The organism is Methyloprofundus sedimenti, from assembly GCF_002072955.1.
Lineage (GTDB): Bacteria > Pseudomonadota > Gammaproteobacteria > Methylococcales > Methylomonadaceae > Methyloprofundus > Methyloprofundus sedimenti.
This window is the reverse complement of sequence record NZ_LPUF01000003.1, coordinates 94,629-110,570: the sequence shown is the minus strand read 5'-3', so window position 1 is coordinate 110,570 and position 15,942 is coordinate 94,629. Positions and strand designations below refer to the sequence as shown.

Annotated in this window: 16 protein-coding genes; 11 read left to right on the top strand and 5 right to left on the bottom strand. The window is 42.2% G+C overall.

The annotated features are described in order from the left end of the window. Positions 1 to 714 precede the first annotated feature (714 nt). The gene (locus AU255_RS15365; RefSeq protein WP_080523811.1) at positions 715 to 1,587 is read right to left on the bottom strand and encodes a LysR family transcriptional regulator; all 873 of its coding nucleotides are present in this window, start codon (positions 1,585 to 1,587) and stop codon (positions 715 to 717) included. Positions 1,588 to 1,704: 117 nt separating this feature from the next. Here AU255_RS15365 and AU255_RS15360 point away from each other — a divergent pair, with 117 nt between their 5' ends. From AU255_RS15360 to AU255_RS21450, 7 genes are all read left to right on the top strand, one after another. Continuing rightward, entirely contained in the window at positions 1,705 to 2,031 is a 327-nt protein-coding gene (locus tag AU255_RS15360; RefSeq protein ID WP_080523810.1) for an EthD family reductase, read from the top strand. A 386-nt stretch (positions 2,032 to 2,417) separates the two neighbouring features. Next, positions 2,418 to 2,762 (top strand): SPW repeat domain-containing protein, encoded by a 345-nt coding sequence (locus AU255_RS15355; RefSeq protein WP_080523809.1) that lies wholly within the window; start codon positions 2,418 to 2,420, stop codon positions 2,760 to 2,762. Between the two features lie 173 nt (positions 2,763 to 2,935). After that, complete coding sequence (locus AU255_RS15350; protein WP_080523808.1) at positions 2,936 to 4,105, top strand: multidrug effflux MFS transporter; 1,170 nt, start codon at positions 2,936 to 2,938, stop codon at positions 4,103 to 4,105. Positions 4,106 to 4,394: 289 nt separating this feature from the next. After that, entirely contained in the window at positions 4,395 to 5,075 is a 681-nt protein-coding gene (locus AU255_RS15345) for a haloacid dehalogenase type II (RefSeq protein ID WP_080523807.1), read from the top strand. A gap of 336 nt (positions 5,076 to 5,411) precedes the next feature. Further along, positions 5,412 to 5,846, top strand: a complete 435-nt coding sequence (locus AU255_RS15340; protein WP_080523806.1) for a peroxiredoxin — start codon at positions 5,412 to 5,414, stop codon at positions 5,844 to 5,846. 482 nt (positions 5,847 to 6,328) lie between these two features. Continuing rightward, on the top strand, positions 6,329 to 7,309 hold the full coding sequence (gene ltrA, locus AU255_RS15335) for a group II intron reverse transcriptase/maturase (protein ID WP_198942524.1): 981 nt from the start codon (positions 6,329 to 6,331) through the stop codon (positions 7,307 to 7,309). Next, positions 7,261 to 7,596, top strand: coding sequence for a group II intron maturase-specific domain-containing protein (locus AU255_RS21450; RefSeq protein WP_198942525.1), 336 nt, complete (start codon positions 7,261 to 7,263; stop codon positions 7,594 to 7,596). The genes ltrA and AU255_RS21450 overlap by 49 nt, the downstream gene beginning before the upstream one ends. A gap of 91 nt (positions 7,597 to 7,687) precedes the next feature. Here the strand turns inward: AU255_RS21450 and AU255_RS15330 are convergent, their stop codons facing one another. Beyond that, on the bottom strand, positions 7,688 to 8,713 hold the full coding sequence (locus AU255_RS15330; protein ID WP_080523805.1) for a helix-turn-helix domain-containing protein: 1,026 nt from the start codon (positions 8,711 to 8,713) through the stop codon (positions 7,688 to 7,690). A gap of 199 nt (positions 8,714 to 8,912) precedes the next feature. Between AU255_RS15330 and AU255_RS15325 the strand changes: the two genes are divergently transcribed. From AU255_RS15325 to AU255_RS15310, 4 genes are all read left to right on the top strand, one after another. Beyond that, positions 8,913 to 9,395 (top strand): hypothetical protein, encoded by a 483-nt coding sequence (locus AU255_RS15325; protein WP_080523804.1) that lies wholly within the window; start codon positions 8,913 to 8,915, stop codon positions 9,393 to 9,395. Continuing rightward, positions 9,392 to 10,048 (top strand): pyridoxamine 5'-phosphate oxidase family protein, encoded by a 657-nt coding sequence (locus tag AU255_RS15320; protein WP_080523803.1) that lies wholly within the window; start codon positions 9,392 to 9,394, stop codon positions 10,046 to 10,048. The genes AU255_RS15325 and AU255_RS15320 overlap by 4 nt, the downstream gene beginning before the upstream one ends. Positions 10,049 to 10,544: 496 nt before the next feature. Beyond that, positions 10,545 to 11,707, top strand: a protein-coding gene (locus AU255_RS15315; RefSeq protein ID WP_408606493.1) for an IS3 family transposase whose coding sequence is annotated in 2 segments (ribosomal slippage) — positions 10,545 to 10,800 and positions 10,800 to 11,707 — 1,164 coding nt in all. Because the reading frame shifts where the segments join, the coding sequence is not laid out codon by codon here. Beyond that, entirely contained in the window at positions 11,694 to 13,274 is a 1,581-nt protein-coding gene (locus AU255_RS15310) for an IS66 family transposase (protein WP_080520980.1), read from the top strand. The genes AU255_RS15315 and AU255_RS15310 overlap by 14 nt, the downstream gene beginning before the upstream one ends. A 733-nt stretch (positions 13,275 to 14,007) precedes the next feature. On the opposite strand, the gene AU255_RS15305 is transcribed toward AU255_RS15310, so the two are convergent. The 3 genes from AU255_RS15305 to AU255_RS15295 form a co-directional block, all read right to left on the bottom strand. Beyond that, positions 14,008 to 14,190 carry a hypothetical protein gene (locus AU255_RS15305; RefSeq protein ID WP_080523802.1) on the bottom strand — a complete coding sequence of 61 codons (183 nt, stop codon included), beginning with the start codon at positions 14,188 to 14,190 and terminating at the stop codon, positions 14,008 to 14,010. Between the two features lie 212 nt (positions 14,191 to 14,402). After that, entirely contained in the window at positions 14,403 to 15,023 is a 621-nt protein-coding gene (locus AU255_RS15300; protein ID WP_080523801.1) for a LysE family translocator, read from the bottom strand. Positions 15,024 to 15,046: 23 nt separating this feature from the next. Beyond that, on the bottom strand, positions 15,047 to 15,769 hold the full coding sequence (locus AU255_RS15295) for a class I SAM-dependent methyltransferase (RefSeq protein ID WP_080523800.1): 723 nt from the start codon (positions 15,767 to 15,769) through the stop codon (positions 15,047 to 15,049). Positions 15,770 to 15,942: the final 173 nt, after the last annotated feature.

The window sequence follows — 15,942 nt, the reverse complement described above, 5'->3', positions numbered from 1 at the left end:
CCCTGACCTCAGTTATTCGCCCCCAGTTATTTCGGAGTAATAATGTTTTTGTTGAAATTGAGCGAGAGCTGACGATTCTCATTTGTAGCTTATTTGTCAATAAATTCGCAATTCGGGACCTGACCCTCTGCTTTCTCAATTCGGGACCTGACCCTCTGCTTTCTCTCTGCTTTCTTGACCCTCTGCTTTCTCCTCTGCTTTCTTTCAGCTCGCGGTTCAATACATACGGAAACCCGGCGGTACCGGCGTCATTGCCGATGCCGTCGTCCTAGGCGCCTGGATCGGCGCTTCCTTCTAGAAATCAAAGGGGTGTGCGGCCCGAGCAAGGTCGATAATTCCAGCGGGTGAAAGTCTCTCTCTGGCAAGGTAGGTCAACCACCAGATAGTTAACATCGGGCAGGCGGAGGAAACTCCAAATGTTAAGCACGATGGGCACAAGCCAGCAGGCCGTATGCGAAAGTTGAAATGATTTAGCCTCGAAATGATTTTACGTAAGCAGGACGACAGAGTTCCCCTTCTGAAGTCCCCATTCTATGACGCGCATGACAAGTATCATAGAGCTGCTTCGGGGTTGTAAGCATGGCATGCTGAAAGGCAGGGGGCAGGTCTTTGATATATGATAATCTACGTAGGTAATCAAAGATCAAAGACCTGACCCTCTGTGCTTCAGATTTAACCGGTTACCGTTCAATAGCAGGTTTAGGTAACTGAATTTTATATCCTGCTCAAATTATCAATCAATGCCAGCAATTCCGATTTTGCTGATGTCTGATGCGAATATATCGCATAAACCTGGCGACTGATTTCAGGGTCAACAAGATAGCGATAATTGATGTCGCTTGCATCCTTGGGCAAAGTATATTCCGGCATTAATGCAACGCCGATACCCGCCTTCACCATACGCAAAATCCATTCTTCGCTGTTACTGCGGTAAGCTGCATAAAGATTAATTTCCTGGTTTTGACAAATACCTTTCAAATCTTCTCTTAATTCACAATTTAGCCTGTCTAAATAAGGCACTGACTGTATGGCTTTCAGATCGATTTTTTGCAATTGATTAAAGCGATGTGCCGTGTTGAAAGCGATCACATAGCGTTCTTCATAGAGCCATGTCGATTGGTACGGTAGTGCCGGTGTTTGTGTCGGTGCACTGATCACGAGATCAAGCATTCCTGAATCCAGTTGCTTTAATAAATCCGCTTCGCTATCGATAATTAATTCCAATTCGATATTCGGGAAGTCTTGCTGATACTCTGCCAAACAAGGACATAGGCGTTGTGCACCTATGGTTGTCATCAGGCCGATGCGCAAGGGAATGGTATTAAAGCGGGTAAAACGGATAGCTTCCGCTTTGGTTGCCTGAAGGTCTTTATACGTTTTTCTGAGCTTAGGTTCAACCATACGACCTAACGGCGTTAACTGGCAACCGGCGTGCGTGCGCGTAAACAATGCCCCGCCGATTTCATCTTCCAGTTTCTTTATGGCCTGCGTCAACGACGGTTGCGAGACATAAGTACGTTGCGCGGCATGTGTGATAGTGCCTTGATCGCAGACGGCCAAAAAATAGCGGATTTGCTGCATTTCCATGAGAATAGCCCTGATAGGTATAGATAAAACCTATTGTTCCATAGAAAGTTAGTATGATACAAACGCTAATTTTCTATATAAACTAGCCACTCACTAAAAAAACCATTTGAGAAAACTATGAAAACAGCAAAATTGATTGTGATGTACCCAACGCCTGCTGATGTCGAAATATTTGAGCAACGCTATGAGCAGGAGCATGTGCCGATGGCGGTAGAAAAACTGGCCGGAAAAACCCGCTTTGTCGCGTCGCTGATTAAGTCCAGCGTAGGACAGGAACAAGCACCTTTCCATCGCATAGCCGAAGTTTACTTTCCGTCTATGCAGGACTTGGAAACCTGTTTAAATTCGCCGGGCGGACAGGAAACCGCACAGCATGCCGTAACTATTTCGACCGGCGGTGCGCCATTGTTTTTAACCGCGGAAGTTGAAAGTTTCGATTTCTAATGCAATGGTGGTTTAACAAGCCAAGGGTGGGCACCATCGTGGCCACCCTATTTTAATCTCGCTTTTGGGTCGTCGACAGACCTTCAATCAGAAAGATACACCTTTATTGGCAATTGGATTAGCTCTGATTTTTATTTGCAGATAATCTGATTTGAAAAATTCGATGTTTGCAGTTTCTAGCGATGATGTTTTCAGTTCGCTACCATTATTGCCGCACTTGAGTCGGGTGATTTCCACGTACTTCCTGACACGATGTCGCCTGGCAGCACTAATACCACTACTTACCCTGACGCACAGACTGATGGTAGTCCGCGATAGGGGCATAGTTCAACGGCTTGTTCATCAAGCCCATTATAGTTATGACAAAACCAATAGGACATTCACACATGAAAATCATTAACGCAAAAACGCACGGCATTCTAGATTACGCAATAGTCGCCATATTTGCTTTGGCACCAACTATCTTGAATCTTAGTGAAGGCCCGATGTTGCTTGCATATTTGCTAGCTATAGTACATTTATCAATGACCTTGCTTACCGACTTCTCGATGGGCGTAGCAAAGATTATTCCCTTAAAACTGCATGGAACCATAGAGTTTATCGTCGGTATCGCCATTCCAATAGCCCCCTTTGTACTGGGCTTTGAAGGTGTAGCGCTATATTTCTACCTGATCACCGGAATCGCCATCTTTATTATAGGTAATATGACGGATTATCAAGAGCAATCGTAAAGCGTTCAATGAAACGCACGCAGTAATCGTGGTCGACGGGGCAGGAGTTTGATAAGCTTGTTTCCAGACCTGTTGATATCAGCCATATCGACTCCGGATAGGTTCGCTGCTGGAGAGGGCACCTGACCCTTTGTGTGCTTAGTTAAAGGTTTCATCACCGTTATTTTTAAATTATGATTAGAATTGTTATTTTATTGGCCTTTTTAGCAGCCTTTGCACCCGTTTCAACGGATATGTATTTACCTGCCATTCCCGATCTTGAGGCGAGTTGGCATGAACCTTTGACGTATATTAATTTGGCATTGTCTGGTTTTTTTGTTGCCTTTTGCTTATCCATATTAATGTTCGGTCCGCTATCCGATCATTTCGGTCGAAAAAAACCATTGTTAGTCGGGATTGCCATCTATTGTGTCGCAAGCATTCTTTGCGCTACTGCAAATGATTTAGATCATTTTGTTATCTATCGAATGTTGCAGGGATTTGGTGCCGGCAGTGCTTCAGCAATTAGTCTGGCGATTGCAAAAGACCGCTTTACAGATGCTGTTCAACGAGGCCAAGTGCTTTCGTATATCGCTGTTATCATGGCGATAGCACCCATGGCAGCGCCAACAATGGGCGCGGTATTATTACAAGTTTCTGACTGGCGAATGATTTTTATTGTTCAATTTCTTTTTGGCCTATTTTTATGGTGCATGGTGGCCGCAATGAAAGAAAGCCTTTTAACAAAAGAAGCCATTTCTACGGGTGAAGTGATATCTCGATATTTTTCCTTTTTATCGAAAAGAATATTTCTTTCTTATTGCGTGATCTCTAGTCTTTTATTGGCGCCACTGTTTGCATTTATTGCGGTTTCTTCCACGATTTATCAGGAAACGATGAAACTGGGAGCGGTAGAATATGGATTACTCTTTGCCTTCAACGCCTTATCAATTATGTTGGGTAATTTAGTGTATTTGAAATTGCAGAAAAAGATGGGAGATAGAAAACTTATCATATTAGCGATAACGGTCGCCATGACGGGTGCCTGTATTCAATTGTTACTTTCATCATTTCATCATATTCTGGCATTTGCTTTGCCGATGTTTATTATTACCTTTGGTGTGGGCATCGGTCGGGCGCCGTCAGTTAACTCTGCGCTGGAACAAATTAATCAGCATACAGGTATTGCATCATCGATTATTGTGTTTAGTAATTTTTTTATTGCCAGTATCGCGATGTTAATCGCATCCATTGAAATGGAAAATCGAATCGCATTAATTGCCATTCTTGCACTTTGTGCAAGTAGTGTGAATGCAATGCTCATGTTTGGCCTGCATTGTTATCGTATTGCCCAGAAAATTTAATCGTGCTCAAGATAGATACGAATAAATAACAACTATCGCCATGTACTGACACTATTGTTATTAAAAGGAAAACAGCTTAGCTTACCTGTCAAGCGAACGTGTCATTCTATTATTTTGGTAACGAAAGGTGGGGGGCAGAAGGTAGGAGTCAGGTCTTTGATCTATGGTCTATGATAATCTACGCAGGTAACCATAGATCAAAGACTTGACCCTTCTGTGCTTCTGTGCTGAAAGACTTGCCCCCTCTGTGCTGCAAACGTCAACCACTGAACTTGATAAGGAGATAACCATGTCTAAACCCAAAGTTCTTATCTTTGATGTAAACGAAACTTTGCTCGATCTCACTCCATTGAAAATCTCTGTTGGCAAAGCGCTCGGCGGACGAGAAGATCTGCTGCCGCTCTGGTTTTCAACGATGCTGCACTACTCGCTTGTGGAAACCTTAAGCGGAAACTATCACAGCTTCGGAGAAATCGGCACCGCCGCTCTAAAGATGGTGGCGGAAACGCAAGGTATTGAACTCGAGTACCAAGACGCCAAGGTCGCAGTTGTCACACCGCTTCGATCGCTGCCGCCACATCACGACGTTGCTGTTGGGCTGAAAATGCTTTCCGAAGCCGGTTTTCGGATCGTAAGTTTGACCAACTCGTCCGCCGAGGCGGCTGAAACTCAATTAAGAAACGCGGGGCTAACTGACCTGTTTGAAAAACGGTTCAGCAATGAGAGTGTCAAGAAGTACAAGCCCCATCCGGACACTTACCGCATGGTTATCGATGATCTCAGCGTAAGACCGGAAGAAGTCTTGATGATTGCCGCACATGCCTGGGATTTAGCGGGAGCCAAGAACGTTGGGCTTCAAACGGCCTTTATCGCGCGACCGGGCACGGCGTTATACCCGAATGTTGCAAAGCCAGACTATGTCGTGAACGATCTGCCAGAACTCGTGAAACGTCTGCGGGAAACGGATTAAATAATATTAACCTCGGAGCAGCAATTGGAAGTCCACTTGAACGCAGCCCTCGAAGCCAGGTGCAAGTCTCATGAACTGATTGTTGAGGTGGTCTTACAGACATTTATCTTCTGCGGCTTTTCTGCCTCAGTTAGGTATGAAGGTGATCAACTGAGTGTTCGCTGAACGCGGCATCACTAGGGCAATCGGCACAGAACAATAGGTCATGATAACAAAAGGTAGAGGTCAAAGGTAGGGGTCAGGTCTTTGATCTATGATTACCTACGTAGATCATCATAGATCAAAGACCTGACCCCTTGTGTGTGTGACCCCTTGTGTGTGCTGTATATATATCCAATGACCGGCAAACCGGGTGTACCTATCCCGGATGGGTGGGCTGAAATACCTGGTGCTGCTGGCTGCACACCACAGTCGTGTTCATATCGAGACAATTTCGATGAATTTCAGGCGCTTGGTGTTACGATTTATGGAGTAAGCGCACAACCGACTCTTGACCAAGTAGAGGCAGCGAAAAGGTTGAACCTTCCGTATGAATTGTTGAGCGACTCCGAGCTAAAATTCGCGAGCTCCCTCAATCTACCAATTTTCGAAGTTGCCGAGCTTAAGTTGCTCAAACGAGTTACCCTAATTTGCTCTGACGGTGTGATCAAAAAGCTGTTCTATCCAGTTTTTCCCCCAGATAAGAATGCCTTCAATGTTATTGAATGGCTGAAATATCATGCGCATAACGAGCAAATCCAGCCGACGCCAAAAAACGGCGCGGCTGATTAGAACGTGTGTGTCGGGCATGGCACAGAACTAGAGAGGTGCAAGTCCTCTTGCCAGGTATTTGTGAAGCCGAAGGCTAGCGAAAGGACAAGGTTAATATCGTGAGGTATTGGCTGAAGGAAGTACAACGCAAAGTTGCGGGGTGACGAACAGGAACTGGATATAAGGTGTGACGTATTCGAGACCAGTGGGCACGTGACCATGAAGTCTTCCACTCACGCAAGGGATACGTTTTATAAATCCAGCATCTACGCAACGAAAGCTCTGTGCCTTACCCCGAGAGATCTGTTATATGTGCAAGGAAAGCACTGAAATCAAAGCAATTTGATTTGATCGTATAACAGAAGTCAGCAGAAGACATAGTAGGTGGTTCCTTCCTTGTACCACTGAAGGTCAGAACATTATTGGAGAATGAATAAGATGAAGTATTACGCCGTTTTCACAGACCAGTGGACGCAATCTTTCAATTAGAAAGGCAAACCGTAATGGGAAAAGCTTATACTCATAGCTCCAGCGAAGAACTATCATTGATGGCGCAAGTATTAGAAAGAAACAATCTACTGCAAGCGCTAAAACAAGTTGTCCGTAACAAAGGTGTTGCTGGTGTTGATGGAATGACAGTAGAAGAACTGCCTGACTATCTTACACAGCACTGGCCAGACATCAAAGCCAGACTGGAGACAGGAATATACAGTCCACAGCCTGTACTGCGAATAGAAATTCCCAAAGCAAACGGCAAGAAGCGAAAATTGGGTATCCCGACGGTCATAGACCGAATGATACAACAAGCCATCGCCCAAATTCTTAGCCAGCGATGGGAGCTGCAATTCCATCCCAACAGCTATGGGTTTCGTCCACTGCGGAGTGCCCAACAAGCGGTATGCACTGCACAAAGCGAAATAAACAATGGCAAGCAATGGGTGGTTGATCTTGATCTTGAATCCTTCTTTGACCGTGTGAATCATGATAGACTCATGAATACATTAAAGAGCGAGATCAAAGACAAAACACTGTTGCGATTGATCAATAGCTACCTCAAAGCAGGCATTGAAATTAATGGACAGTATGAGAAAACAACAGAAGGCGTTCCACAAGGAAGCCCGTTATCTCCATTACTAGCCAATATAGTGCTGAATGAGTTAGATTGGGAGCTGGAAAAGCGAGGCCACATCTTTGTTCGCTATGCCGATGATTGTCAAATCTATGTAAGCAGTCAGCGAGCAGGTGAACGGGTAAAACAGAGTATAACGTACTTTATAGAACATACCTTAAGACTCAAGGTCAATGAAAGCAAAAGTGCGGTAGATCGCCCATGGAAACGAAAGTTTCTGGGTTTTACCTTTAGCCCACGCCGAGGACATAAATTGAAAGTCTCCGAAGCAGCATTGGAGAAGCTCAAATATACGGTGAGAGGGCTATGTCGTCGAACACGAGGAAAATCACAAATCAAATTATTGCGGAGCTAAGAAAGTCCCTGCTTGGTTGGAAAGCATATTTTGGTATAGCCGAAGTAAAGAGTCCGCTACGTGATATAGATAAATGGATAAGACGGAAGTTACGGTGTTATTTATACAAACAGTGGGGTAGGTCAGGCTACCGAAAGCTCAGGAAACTAGGTGTCAAACGGCAATTGGCTTGGAACACTGCTAAATCAGCGCATGGCCCTTGGCGATTGAGTAATAGTCCAGCTTTGACTTACGGCTTGTCGAATAAATACTTTACAAACTTGGGGCTACCTTCATTGGTAGCATGATATGAAACGTAATAATGAACCGCCATGGTACGTGATCCGTATGCCTGGTGGTGTGGGAGGAGAGGTGCTGTGAAGCATCTCCCTATCCCGATTATATTTCATTGGAATTTTTAAAGATCCATTTTTGACGGTAGTCCTTTGGAGACAAATCGTATTGCTGTTTGAAAACCCGGCTAAAATGAGACAAATCGTTAAATCCCCAACGAAAAGCAATATCAGAAATTCGGTCTCCAATATTGGTAGGGTCAAGTAAATCATTGCGACAATTTTCAAGCCTACGTCTCCAGATATAACGCATCAATGAAGTCTCTTCCTTTTTAAAGAATGTATTAATATATCGAGAAGACAGCCCAATATCGTTGGCTACTATAGTGGGGTTTATATCTGAATTGGAGAGGTTCGCCTCGATATATACTTTGACCCTTTTAAGGGTAAGAGAGTGACTATTGGATAGGTTGAATTTTTCTGGACGTATTGTTGCTAAAGTTAAAGTTAACAGGTCGAGTGAAGAGTCAGACAATGCGGAAAACTCAGATATAGATAACTGGTTTGTCTGGTTTAAAGTGGAACGAATGAAATTTGTTGCAATGGCACCTGTTCCAGAATTTCCAGGAATACGTATTGCAGTACAGTGTTCAACCCCCGAAAATCTGTCTCTAAGTATGGCGCGTGGAATAGAAATTATCAGTTTTTCAAAACTTTTAGAACAACTGATTTGATGTGCTAGCGTCGCATCATATATTGACATATCCCCCGGCTGTAAAAAGACTTCTTTTCCATTTTGCTGTAAACGGTAATCACCGGAAACAAGAACAACCAAAAAATAGGCATCTTGACTGTACAAATTGGGTTCGTGAGCTTTTCGCTTAAGCCCTATTGCATTAGATCGAACGGAGGACAGCCGAAGATCTTTCCATGGATAAATAGTGACTTCGTTAAATAAGTTGTCATTAATAGCGGGTGGGGTAATTTCAACTTTGGCATATTCTCGATTAATAAATTCATGTAACCTGTCTCGCCTTTCATTTACCGGAAAATCATGAGTCGTGTATTTAACGCCTAGCGTTGATGCTAAATTTTCCTTTGCTTGAGAGTGTTTTAAATGGTCTGTTTTCATTGCTTGGATGCTCAAACAAAATTTATCTGTCTGGCAATGATAGGAGCAATCTAACTTGAGGTAAACAAAAACATAACCGTATCAATCAAATAATCGTTCCGTTACAGACGAGCAGTGCAGAGTCAATCATTATATAGTTTGACTTGGCGAAATTGATAGCGTGATGCTTTGTGTATTTTTGATAAAAAAAGGAAATAAAATGAACCAAGATTCAAGACATTCAGGAAATGTACTTTTACTAAGAGGGGCTGCACTATGGTTGCTGATGGCTTTATTTTTGGCATGGTGTTTAGTCGGTACCAGCTTAGGCGTACCATTTATGACGATGATATTTAAAGGCTTTCATCGGTTACTGCAAGCGCATATTGACTTTTTGTTAATGAGTGCCCTTATTTTCGGTGTTTACTCAGCAAAAGTACCTCTACCCTGGCATGTGAGCTGGTCAATGGTTATCGGTGCATTTACCAATTCAAGTATGTTTTTATTTATGTCTATGTTCCCGATATTACTCGATGCCAAGGCAGATAATTTTGCTCCTGAAGGGATTTTCCCCATGTTTTTTCATTTTTATTTATTTACCAGTATTAGCGTTACAACTTATGGCTTTGGCATGGCAGCTATTATTATTTTCCGGTCAACATTTGCTACGTCTCAGAAAAATTTAATATCGGAGGACTTATGAGTGAAATATACGGTAAACAACATAAAAATATGCAGGATAAATTTGATACAAAACAATTAGCTGACTCTGTCGGTGAAAACATTGTTCAATCTGAGATTAGCGATGAGAACAAAGTTTTTATTGAATCACGAGACATGTTTTTTCTGACTACGGTTGATCACCGTGGCTATCCTACATGCTCCTATAAAGGAGGTAACCCTGGATTTGTGAAGGTCATAGACAGCAAGACACTGGCGTTTCCAAGTTATGATGGAAATGGAATGTTTCTGTCAATGGGAAATATTACTGCCTGTAACAAAATCGGAATGCTATTTATCAATTTCGAGGTACCGCATCGTGTTCGTGTGCATGGAACAGCAACCGTAAGTAGTGATGATGCCTTAATCGCAGATTTTCATGAGGCAGAGCTAATTGTGCGTGTCAATATCACTGAGATTTTTGAGAATTGTCCACGTTATATCCATAAATACAAACGGTTAGAAACTTCAAAATATATTCCTCAGGCTGAATGCAAAACGCCCGCAGCACAATGGAAACGTATTGATGTATTGCAAGATGCATTACCCAAACGAGATCAGACAATTGCTGATGAATCAGGGGGAACCATTACACCTGAGGAATATGGAGAGTTAGTAAAGAAAGGTAATGCTTGATAAGTTACTCGTTAATAAGGAGAGCAATTTTTATTCATGGTTTGCTTAAAATTAAAAATTAAAAAAATTATTAAATATAATTGCAGGAAAATGGTTGGAAGCTCTAGTCTAAAAAAATATAACGAACAAGGTTAGATTGTGATCGCGAAGCGGTGTGACTGGCATGATAGTCAGCTAGCTGGTGGAAGTCCAGCCTTTGCCCTGTGAGAAGGGAAAAAGTAGGCGAAAGCAAGGGTGTCCAAAGAAACTCCCGGTAGCTACCCAACAGGGAAACACGGTTATTGGGAGCCAATGCGGAATCTGAAGGAAGCTCTAGCCAAATCGATCACCTAAACGAAAGTGAACCTTCGTAAGGCGGCAACAAGGGGATAAGGTGCCCGCGGCCACCGAAGTCCAATATTCTCACCGTAACGTGTTGTTGTATTTGTAGTGGTCTAATAATCCTGTACTAAACGATAGGAGTTTATAATAACCCCTTAATCAAAGATGCAGACCAATGAGTAAACGAAAAAGTTATACAACAGAATTTAAACATGAAGCGGCCAGTCTGGTATTAGATCAGGCATATTCCATAAATGATGCTTGCGAAGCTATGGGCGTTGGAACTACAGCAATGCGCCGTTGGGTCACTCAATTAAAAGAAGAGCGTCATGGTGTTACGCCAAAAGGAAGCCGAGCGATTACTTCTGATCAGCAAAAGATTCAAGATTTGGAAAGTCAGATAAAGAAACTAAAGAGGGAGAAAGAGATTTTAAAAAAGGCTTCAGCTCTCTTAATATCGGACGTGTATCAATTTTAATGCTAATTGATGAGTTAAGAGAGCAATACAAACAATGCGAATTATTGCAAACATTTGAGATGAGTCGTAGTAGTTACAACTACCACCGTAAGCATGCAAACAAGGCAGATCCTGAGCGAGACAGGTTAAAATCCAAGGTTATTGCGTTACATGAAGCGAGCCGCAGTTCAGCGGGGAGTCGTACCCTTTCTGCTCAATTAAAACAGCAAGGTGAATCTGTTGGACGCTTCAAAACACGGAGTTTAATGCAAGAAGCGGAGCTGACAAGTAAACAGCCAGGCGCACATCGTTACAAGGTGGCTGAAAAGCCATCAAACATAGCGGATAACCACTTAAACCGTGAATTTTCTACCGAACTGGCTAATCAAGTTTGGTGTGGTGATGTCACCTATATTTGGTCGGGTACAGGCTGGATATATTTAGCATTGGTGATTGATTTAAATGCGCGCCGTATCGTGGGGTGGGCTTGCTCAACTAGTCCTGACTCAGTATTGACTACACGAGCGTTAAAATTAGCTTATGCGGCTAGAGGAGAGCCCAAGAACTTGATGTTTCATTCTGATCAGGGGTGCCATTACACCAGTAAGGTATTCCAGCAGCAATTGTCGGAATATGAGATCAAGCAAAGCATGAGTCGGCGTGGTAACTGTTGGGATAATGCACCGATGGAGCGTTGTTTTAGAAGCTTTAAATCTGAATGGATGCCTAAGACTTTTTATTCATCTTATGAACAGGCAGAGAAAGATATTATGCAATACATCAAGTATTACAATAGTTTCCGTGTACATAGTGAAACTTCTCATTATCCACGGGAAAATATTAAAAAGTTGCTTTACAATATATTCTATGAACTCGCCTAAACCTGAATTACCAGAGATAAACAAAGAAGATCGCACACCGCTAGTCGATGTGTTATTGGAAATGCTTGCCTGGCAACAAAAGCAGATTGATGAGTTAGCACAAGAGATACTCAAGCTTAAAGGCGAAACCACAAAGCCTAAAATCAAACCGAGTACAATGGATAAGGAGGGTGCCCCAGGAAGTGATGACTCCTCATCAAAAAGGAAAAAAGGCCCAAGGCGCAGTAAAAAAGGCAACCTCAAAATAGATGAAACCCAAATTATTCAGCCGGATGAAATCCCAGAGGGTTCACGCTTTAAAGGGTATCAGGATCGTGTTATTCAGGATATTACCTTTCAAACTCATAACATTCGTTATCGTTTAGCAGAATATATAACGCCAGAGGGTCTTACGATTTTAGGTCAGCTTCCCGAAGACATTCAGGGAGGTAGCTTTGGTAAAAGCCTTATTGCCTTTATTCTCTATCAATACCATCACCAACATGTCACACAGCCATTACTACTGGAACAAATTCGTGATTTAGGCGTCGATATTTCGAGCGGTAAGCTCAGTTATATACTAACAGAAGATCTGGACGACTTTCATGCCGAAAAAGATGAATTACTGAAGACGGGATTATCCGTTTCTAAATATATTCATACAGATGATACTGGCGCACGGCATAAAGGGCAAAATGGCTATTGCACACATATTGGCAATGATTTTTTTGCCTGGTTCAGTAGTACAGAAAGTAAAAGCAGAATCAATTTTTTAAACTGTCTATCACAAGGCAAAACAACGCTTTATACATTGAACACAGGTGCCATTGAATACATGGCACAAAATAAGCTGTCTGTTGTAATCTTGGCGACACTGGAAAATATCAGTGTCTGCATTAACACGGCACCTGACTGGTGCGAATGGCTGGATCAGCAAGGCATCGTTAAACCTCGGCACAGAAAAATAGTCACGGAAGGTGCTTTGATGGGAGGGCTGCTAGACCAAGGCATTTCCTCTGACTTTTCAATTATCAGTGATGATGCAGGGCAGTTTAACGTCTTTGATCATGCCTTGTGCTGGATCCATGCCGAACGAGTGATTAATCGCCTGATTCCTTTAAATGACAGCCATACCAAGGCAGTAGATGACGCACGCGACCAGCTTTGGTCGATTTACCATGACCTGAAAGCTTATAAACTTAATCCTGTTACCGAACAGGCGAGCAGTATCAGGCAGCGCTTTCAAATCCTATGCAGTACCAAAACCTGTTACGAAACGCTTAACCAGGCCCTCGGGCGAATGGGGAAAAATCAACATGAACTCCTCCGTGTACTCGACAAACCCTACCTCCCACTTCATAACAATTTAAGCGAACGGGATATAAGGGATTACGTCAAGAAACGAAAAATCAGCGGGAGTACACGAAGTGATGCAGGGCGGAAAGCCCGTGATACTTTTGCCAGTCTCAAGAAGACCTGCCGAAAGCACGGCATGTCATTTTGGGGTTATTTAAAAAGTCGCTTACTGAAGTTAGAAGGGATTCCTCCGTTATCGGAAGTCATTCGTGCGGCCGCTGCCAGTGGATAATGAGAAGTTACTACATAGTTATAACAATTATTTAACCCCAATCCAAGCGGAGAAAGAAGCCGCTTAAAAAACCGATCGTTATGTACGAATTTACTTGACCACTACACACGAAGGTAGGTAGATCGAGAGATAGTTGACTATCTTACCCAGTGAAGAGCCGTCGGCTTTGGGTCGGAGTAACTGCGACTCCTTAAGCCCTAAGCGCTACAGTAATGCAGACGTGATGAAGCGAGGGTTTTCAGATGAAGCCATAGTAATCGTAAAGTTTGGTGCCGATGAATTCATGGTGACATGGAGGAGGGCAAAACATCAAATCAGCAACAGGACGTTGGAGGTGAAGGGCGGAACACGAAGGTAGGGGGTCAGGTCTTTGATCTATGATAATCTACGTAGGAAATCATAGATCAAAGACCTGATCTTTTTTTTGCTTTTTTTTCTTGGAATTTGTTTTAATTCTTCAATAATTTGTTCTTGTAATATCATTGTGTATTCCTATTGCATCGTGAATACATTAAGTCGTGTAAATTTCATAGCGCGTAGGCTGGGTTAGCAGCTCCACCGCGTAACCCAGCTTATCTGCATACATGCTGAGTTACGTTTTCCGCGCTCCGCTTGAAAATCTAACCCAGCCTACGGGTTGATTTTATTTGCATATTGACTCCTTGTTATTTACGTGAAACTTTAACTTGCCTAGAACACAAACCCAAGCTCTATATATGATAAGAATACAAGCTTAATTAGTATGGCTTGGGTATTCTTCATTGATTACACCATTTTTCATGGTAACAACAGCCGTGCCAGACATTTCTGCCAATTTCCTCCCTTTAATGGCTGCCCGTTTTATTGCCACTTCTGCATTGATTAAATCAGGGTCTCTTTGTTTTTGCTCAGTTATACTAGCTTTGTTATTACTCATATTTATGCACTCTCCTCCAAAAGTTCTGGAACTTCATTAGAATTTTCATAAACTGCCCATTCATTCACAAGAGGCTTATATAAGGTTTCTGAAGGTAGGGGGCAGGTCTTTGATCTATGGCCTATGGTAATCTACGCAGGTAACCATAGATCAAAGACCTGAACATCCCTCTGTGTTGCTGCCCCCTTTTCTCCTTTGTGTTTATGTGTATGTTAGGCTTTGACAATTAAATAGCTCCCAGCGCCTAGCATAAAACCACCAGCTGTTTTTCTAGCCACGTTATCAAGCTTTTTACCTGTTACAAATGTTACTACCTTAGCTGCTGAAACCGCATATAGAATTTTTACGCTACCAAGACTGACAACCATGACAGATATTATAATTAGAACATCTGACGCCTGGAGTATAGAAAGATTAACAAATACTGGTAATAAACTTGCGTAAAAAATAATTGCTTTAATATCACCCAGAGTCAAAATAAAGCCTGCAATAAAACTTGTAACTAAATTTTGTTTTTTTACAGTTTTATCTACTGTTATTGTGGTCGTGCTTTTGAAGGCGATTAATGTGTAGCCCAACCAAAGAAGATATGTGGCTCCGAGATACTTAACAATCATAAATAGACTGCCCATTGTTTCTGCTACAACCGATAAACCAAAAATAGCAAGCAGGATAAATACCAAATCACCTAGTATGATACCGGCAGTTACCGCAACACCATTAGCTACACCGAATGTAGCTGAACGTGTAATCACTAAAGCAACACTAGCACTTGGTAACGCTGCAAGTGCAATCATTATTCCGAATAGCGTAATAATATCAATAATGCTCATTTTTTATTCGCCTAACGTTTGAGTTAACTTGACAGTGCGTTGTTTGCGTCGGTCAAGTTGGACGATTTGTTAACTGCCAGCTTTGCAATGAAGATGATAGAAGCGGGCGTTTTTGTTTGGGGGTTTATAGGTTCAATTAGATCGCTAAGATCAAGGCCGCTATGATGAAACAATGCTTTCCATGTCTCAAGTGTTCTGAAATACCATGGTGCGGGGTTACTAAATTCATTGCTAAAACCAGCCCATGAGCCTTTTCTCCAACCGTCCTCATATTTAGCATCTCCGCACTTTTCAATAGGGTGAATAGTTTGAATAATAAAATATCCATTATCATTCAGCATCCTAGGTATATATTGGAATATATTTGTGACAGTGATATCACCGAATAGGGAAAAATTGCAAACAATAGTATCAAATTTCTCTTTAATAACACCCTGAGCCAAATCTTCATATGATACTAGTTCAAATCTACCACCACCTTCTTTTTTAGCAGCCTCAATTAGGTCAGGAACTATGTCTATACCGAGTATATTAATTCCTGATTTACGTAGCTCTCTAGCCAACCATCCTTCACCGCAGCCTATATCAAGCACGCTTTTAGGTGACGTTTGTAAAATAGTATCTATTATTGCCTTATTTGTAATCAGCGATCTACTTTCTATTTCATTATCACGAATGGCGGTAATCCATGGCTTTGCGTTTTGCAGCCATGAATTAACAATATTTTTATCAGTGTAGGAAGGCATCACGCATTATTATTTTTTGGTTAGGCTCTTTAGCCTCATATTTAAAAACATAGTCACCTTCATCTAATTGCCCCCTGTGTGTTAAAAACTCTCCTATAAATTCATTACACTTAGAAAAGTTGTAGAAAAACCTCTTTAATCTATAAAACCACAATTTAGATAAAAATATTATC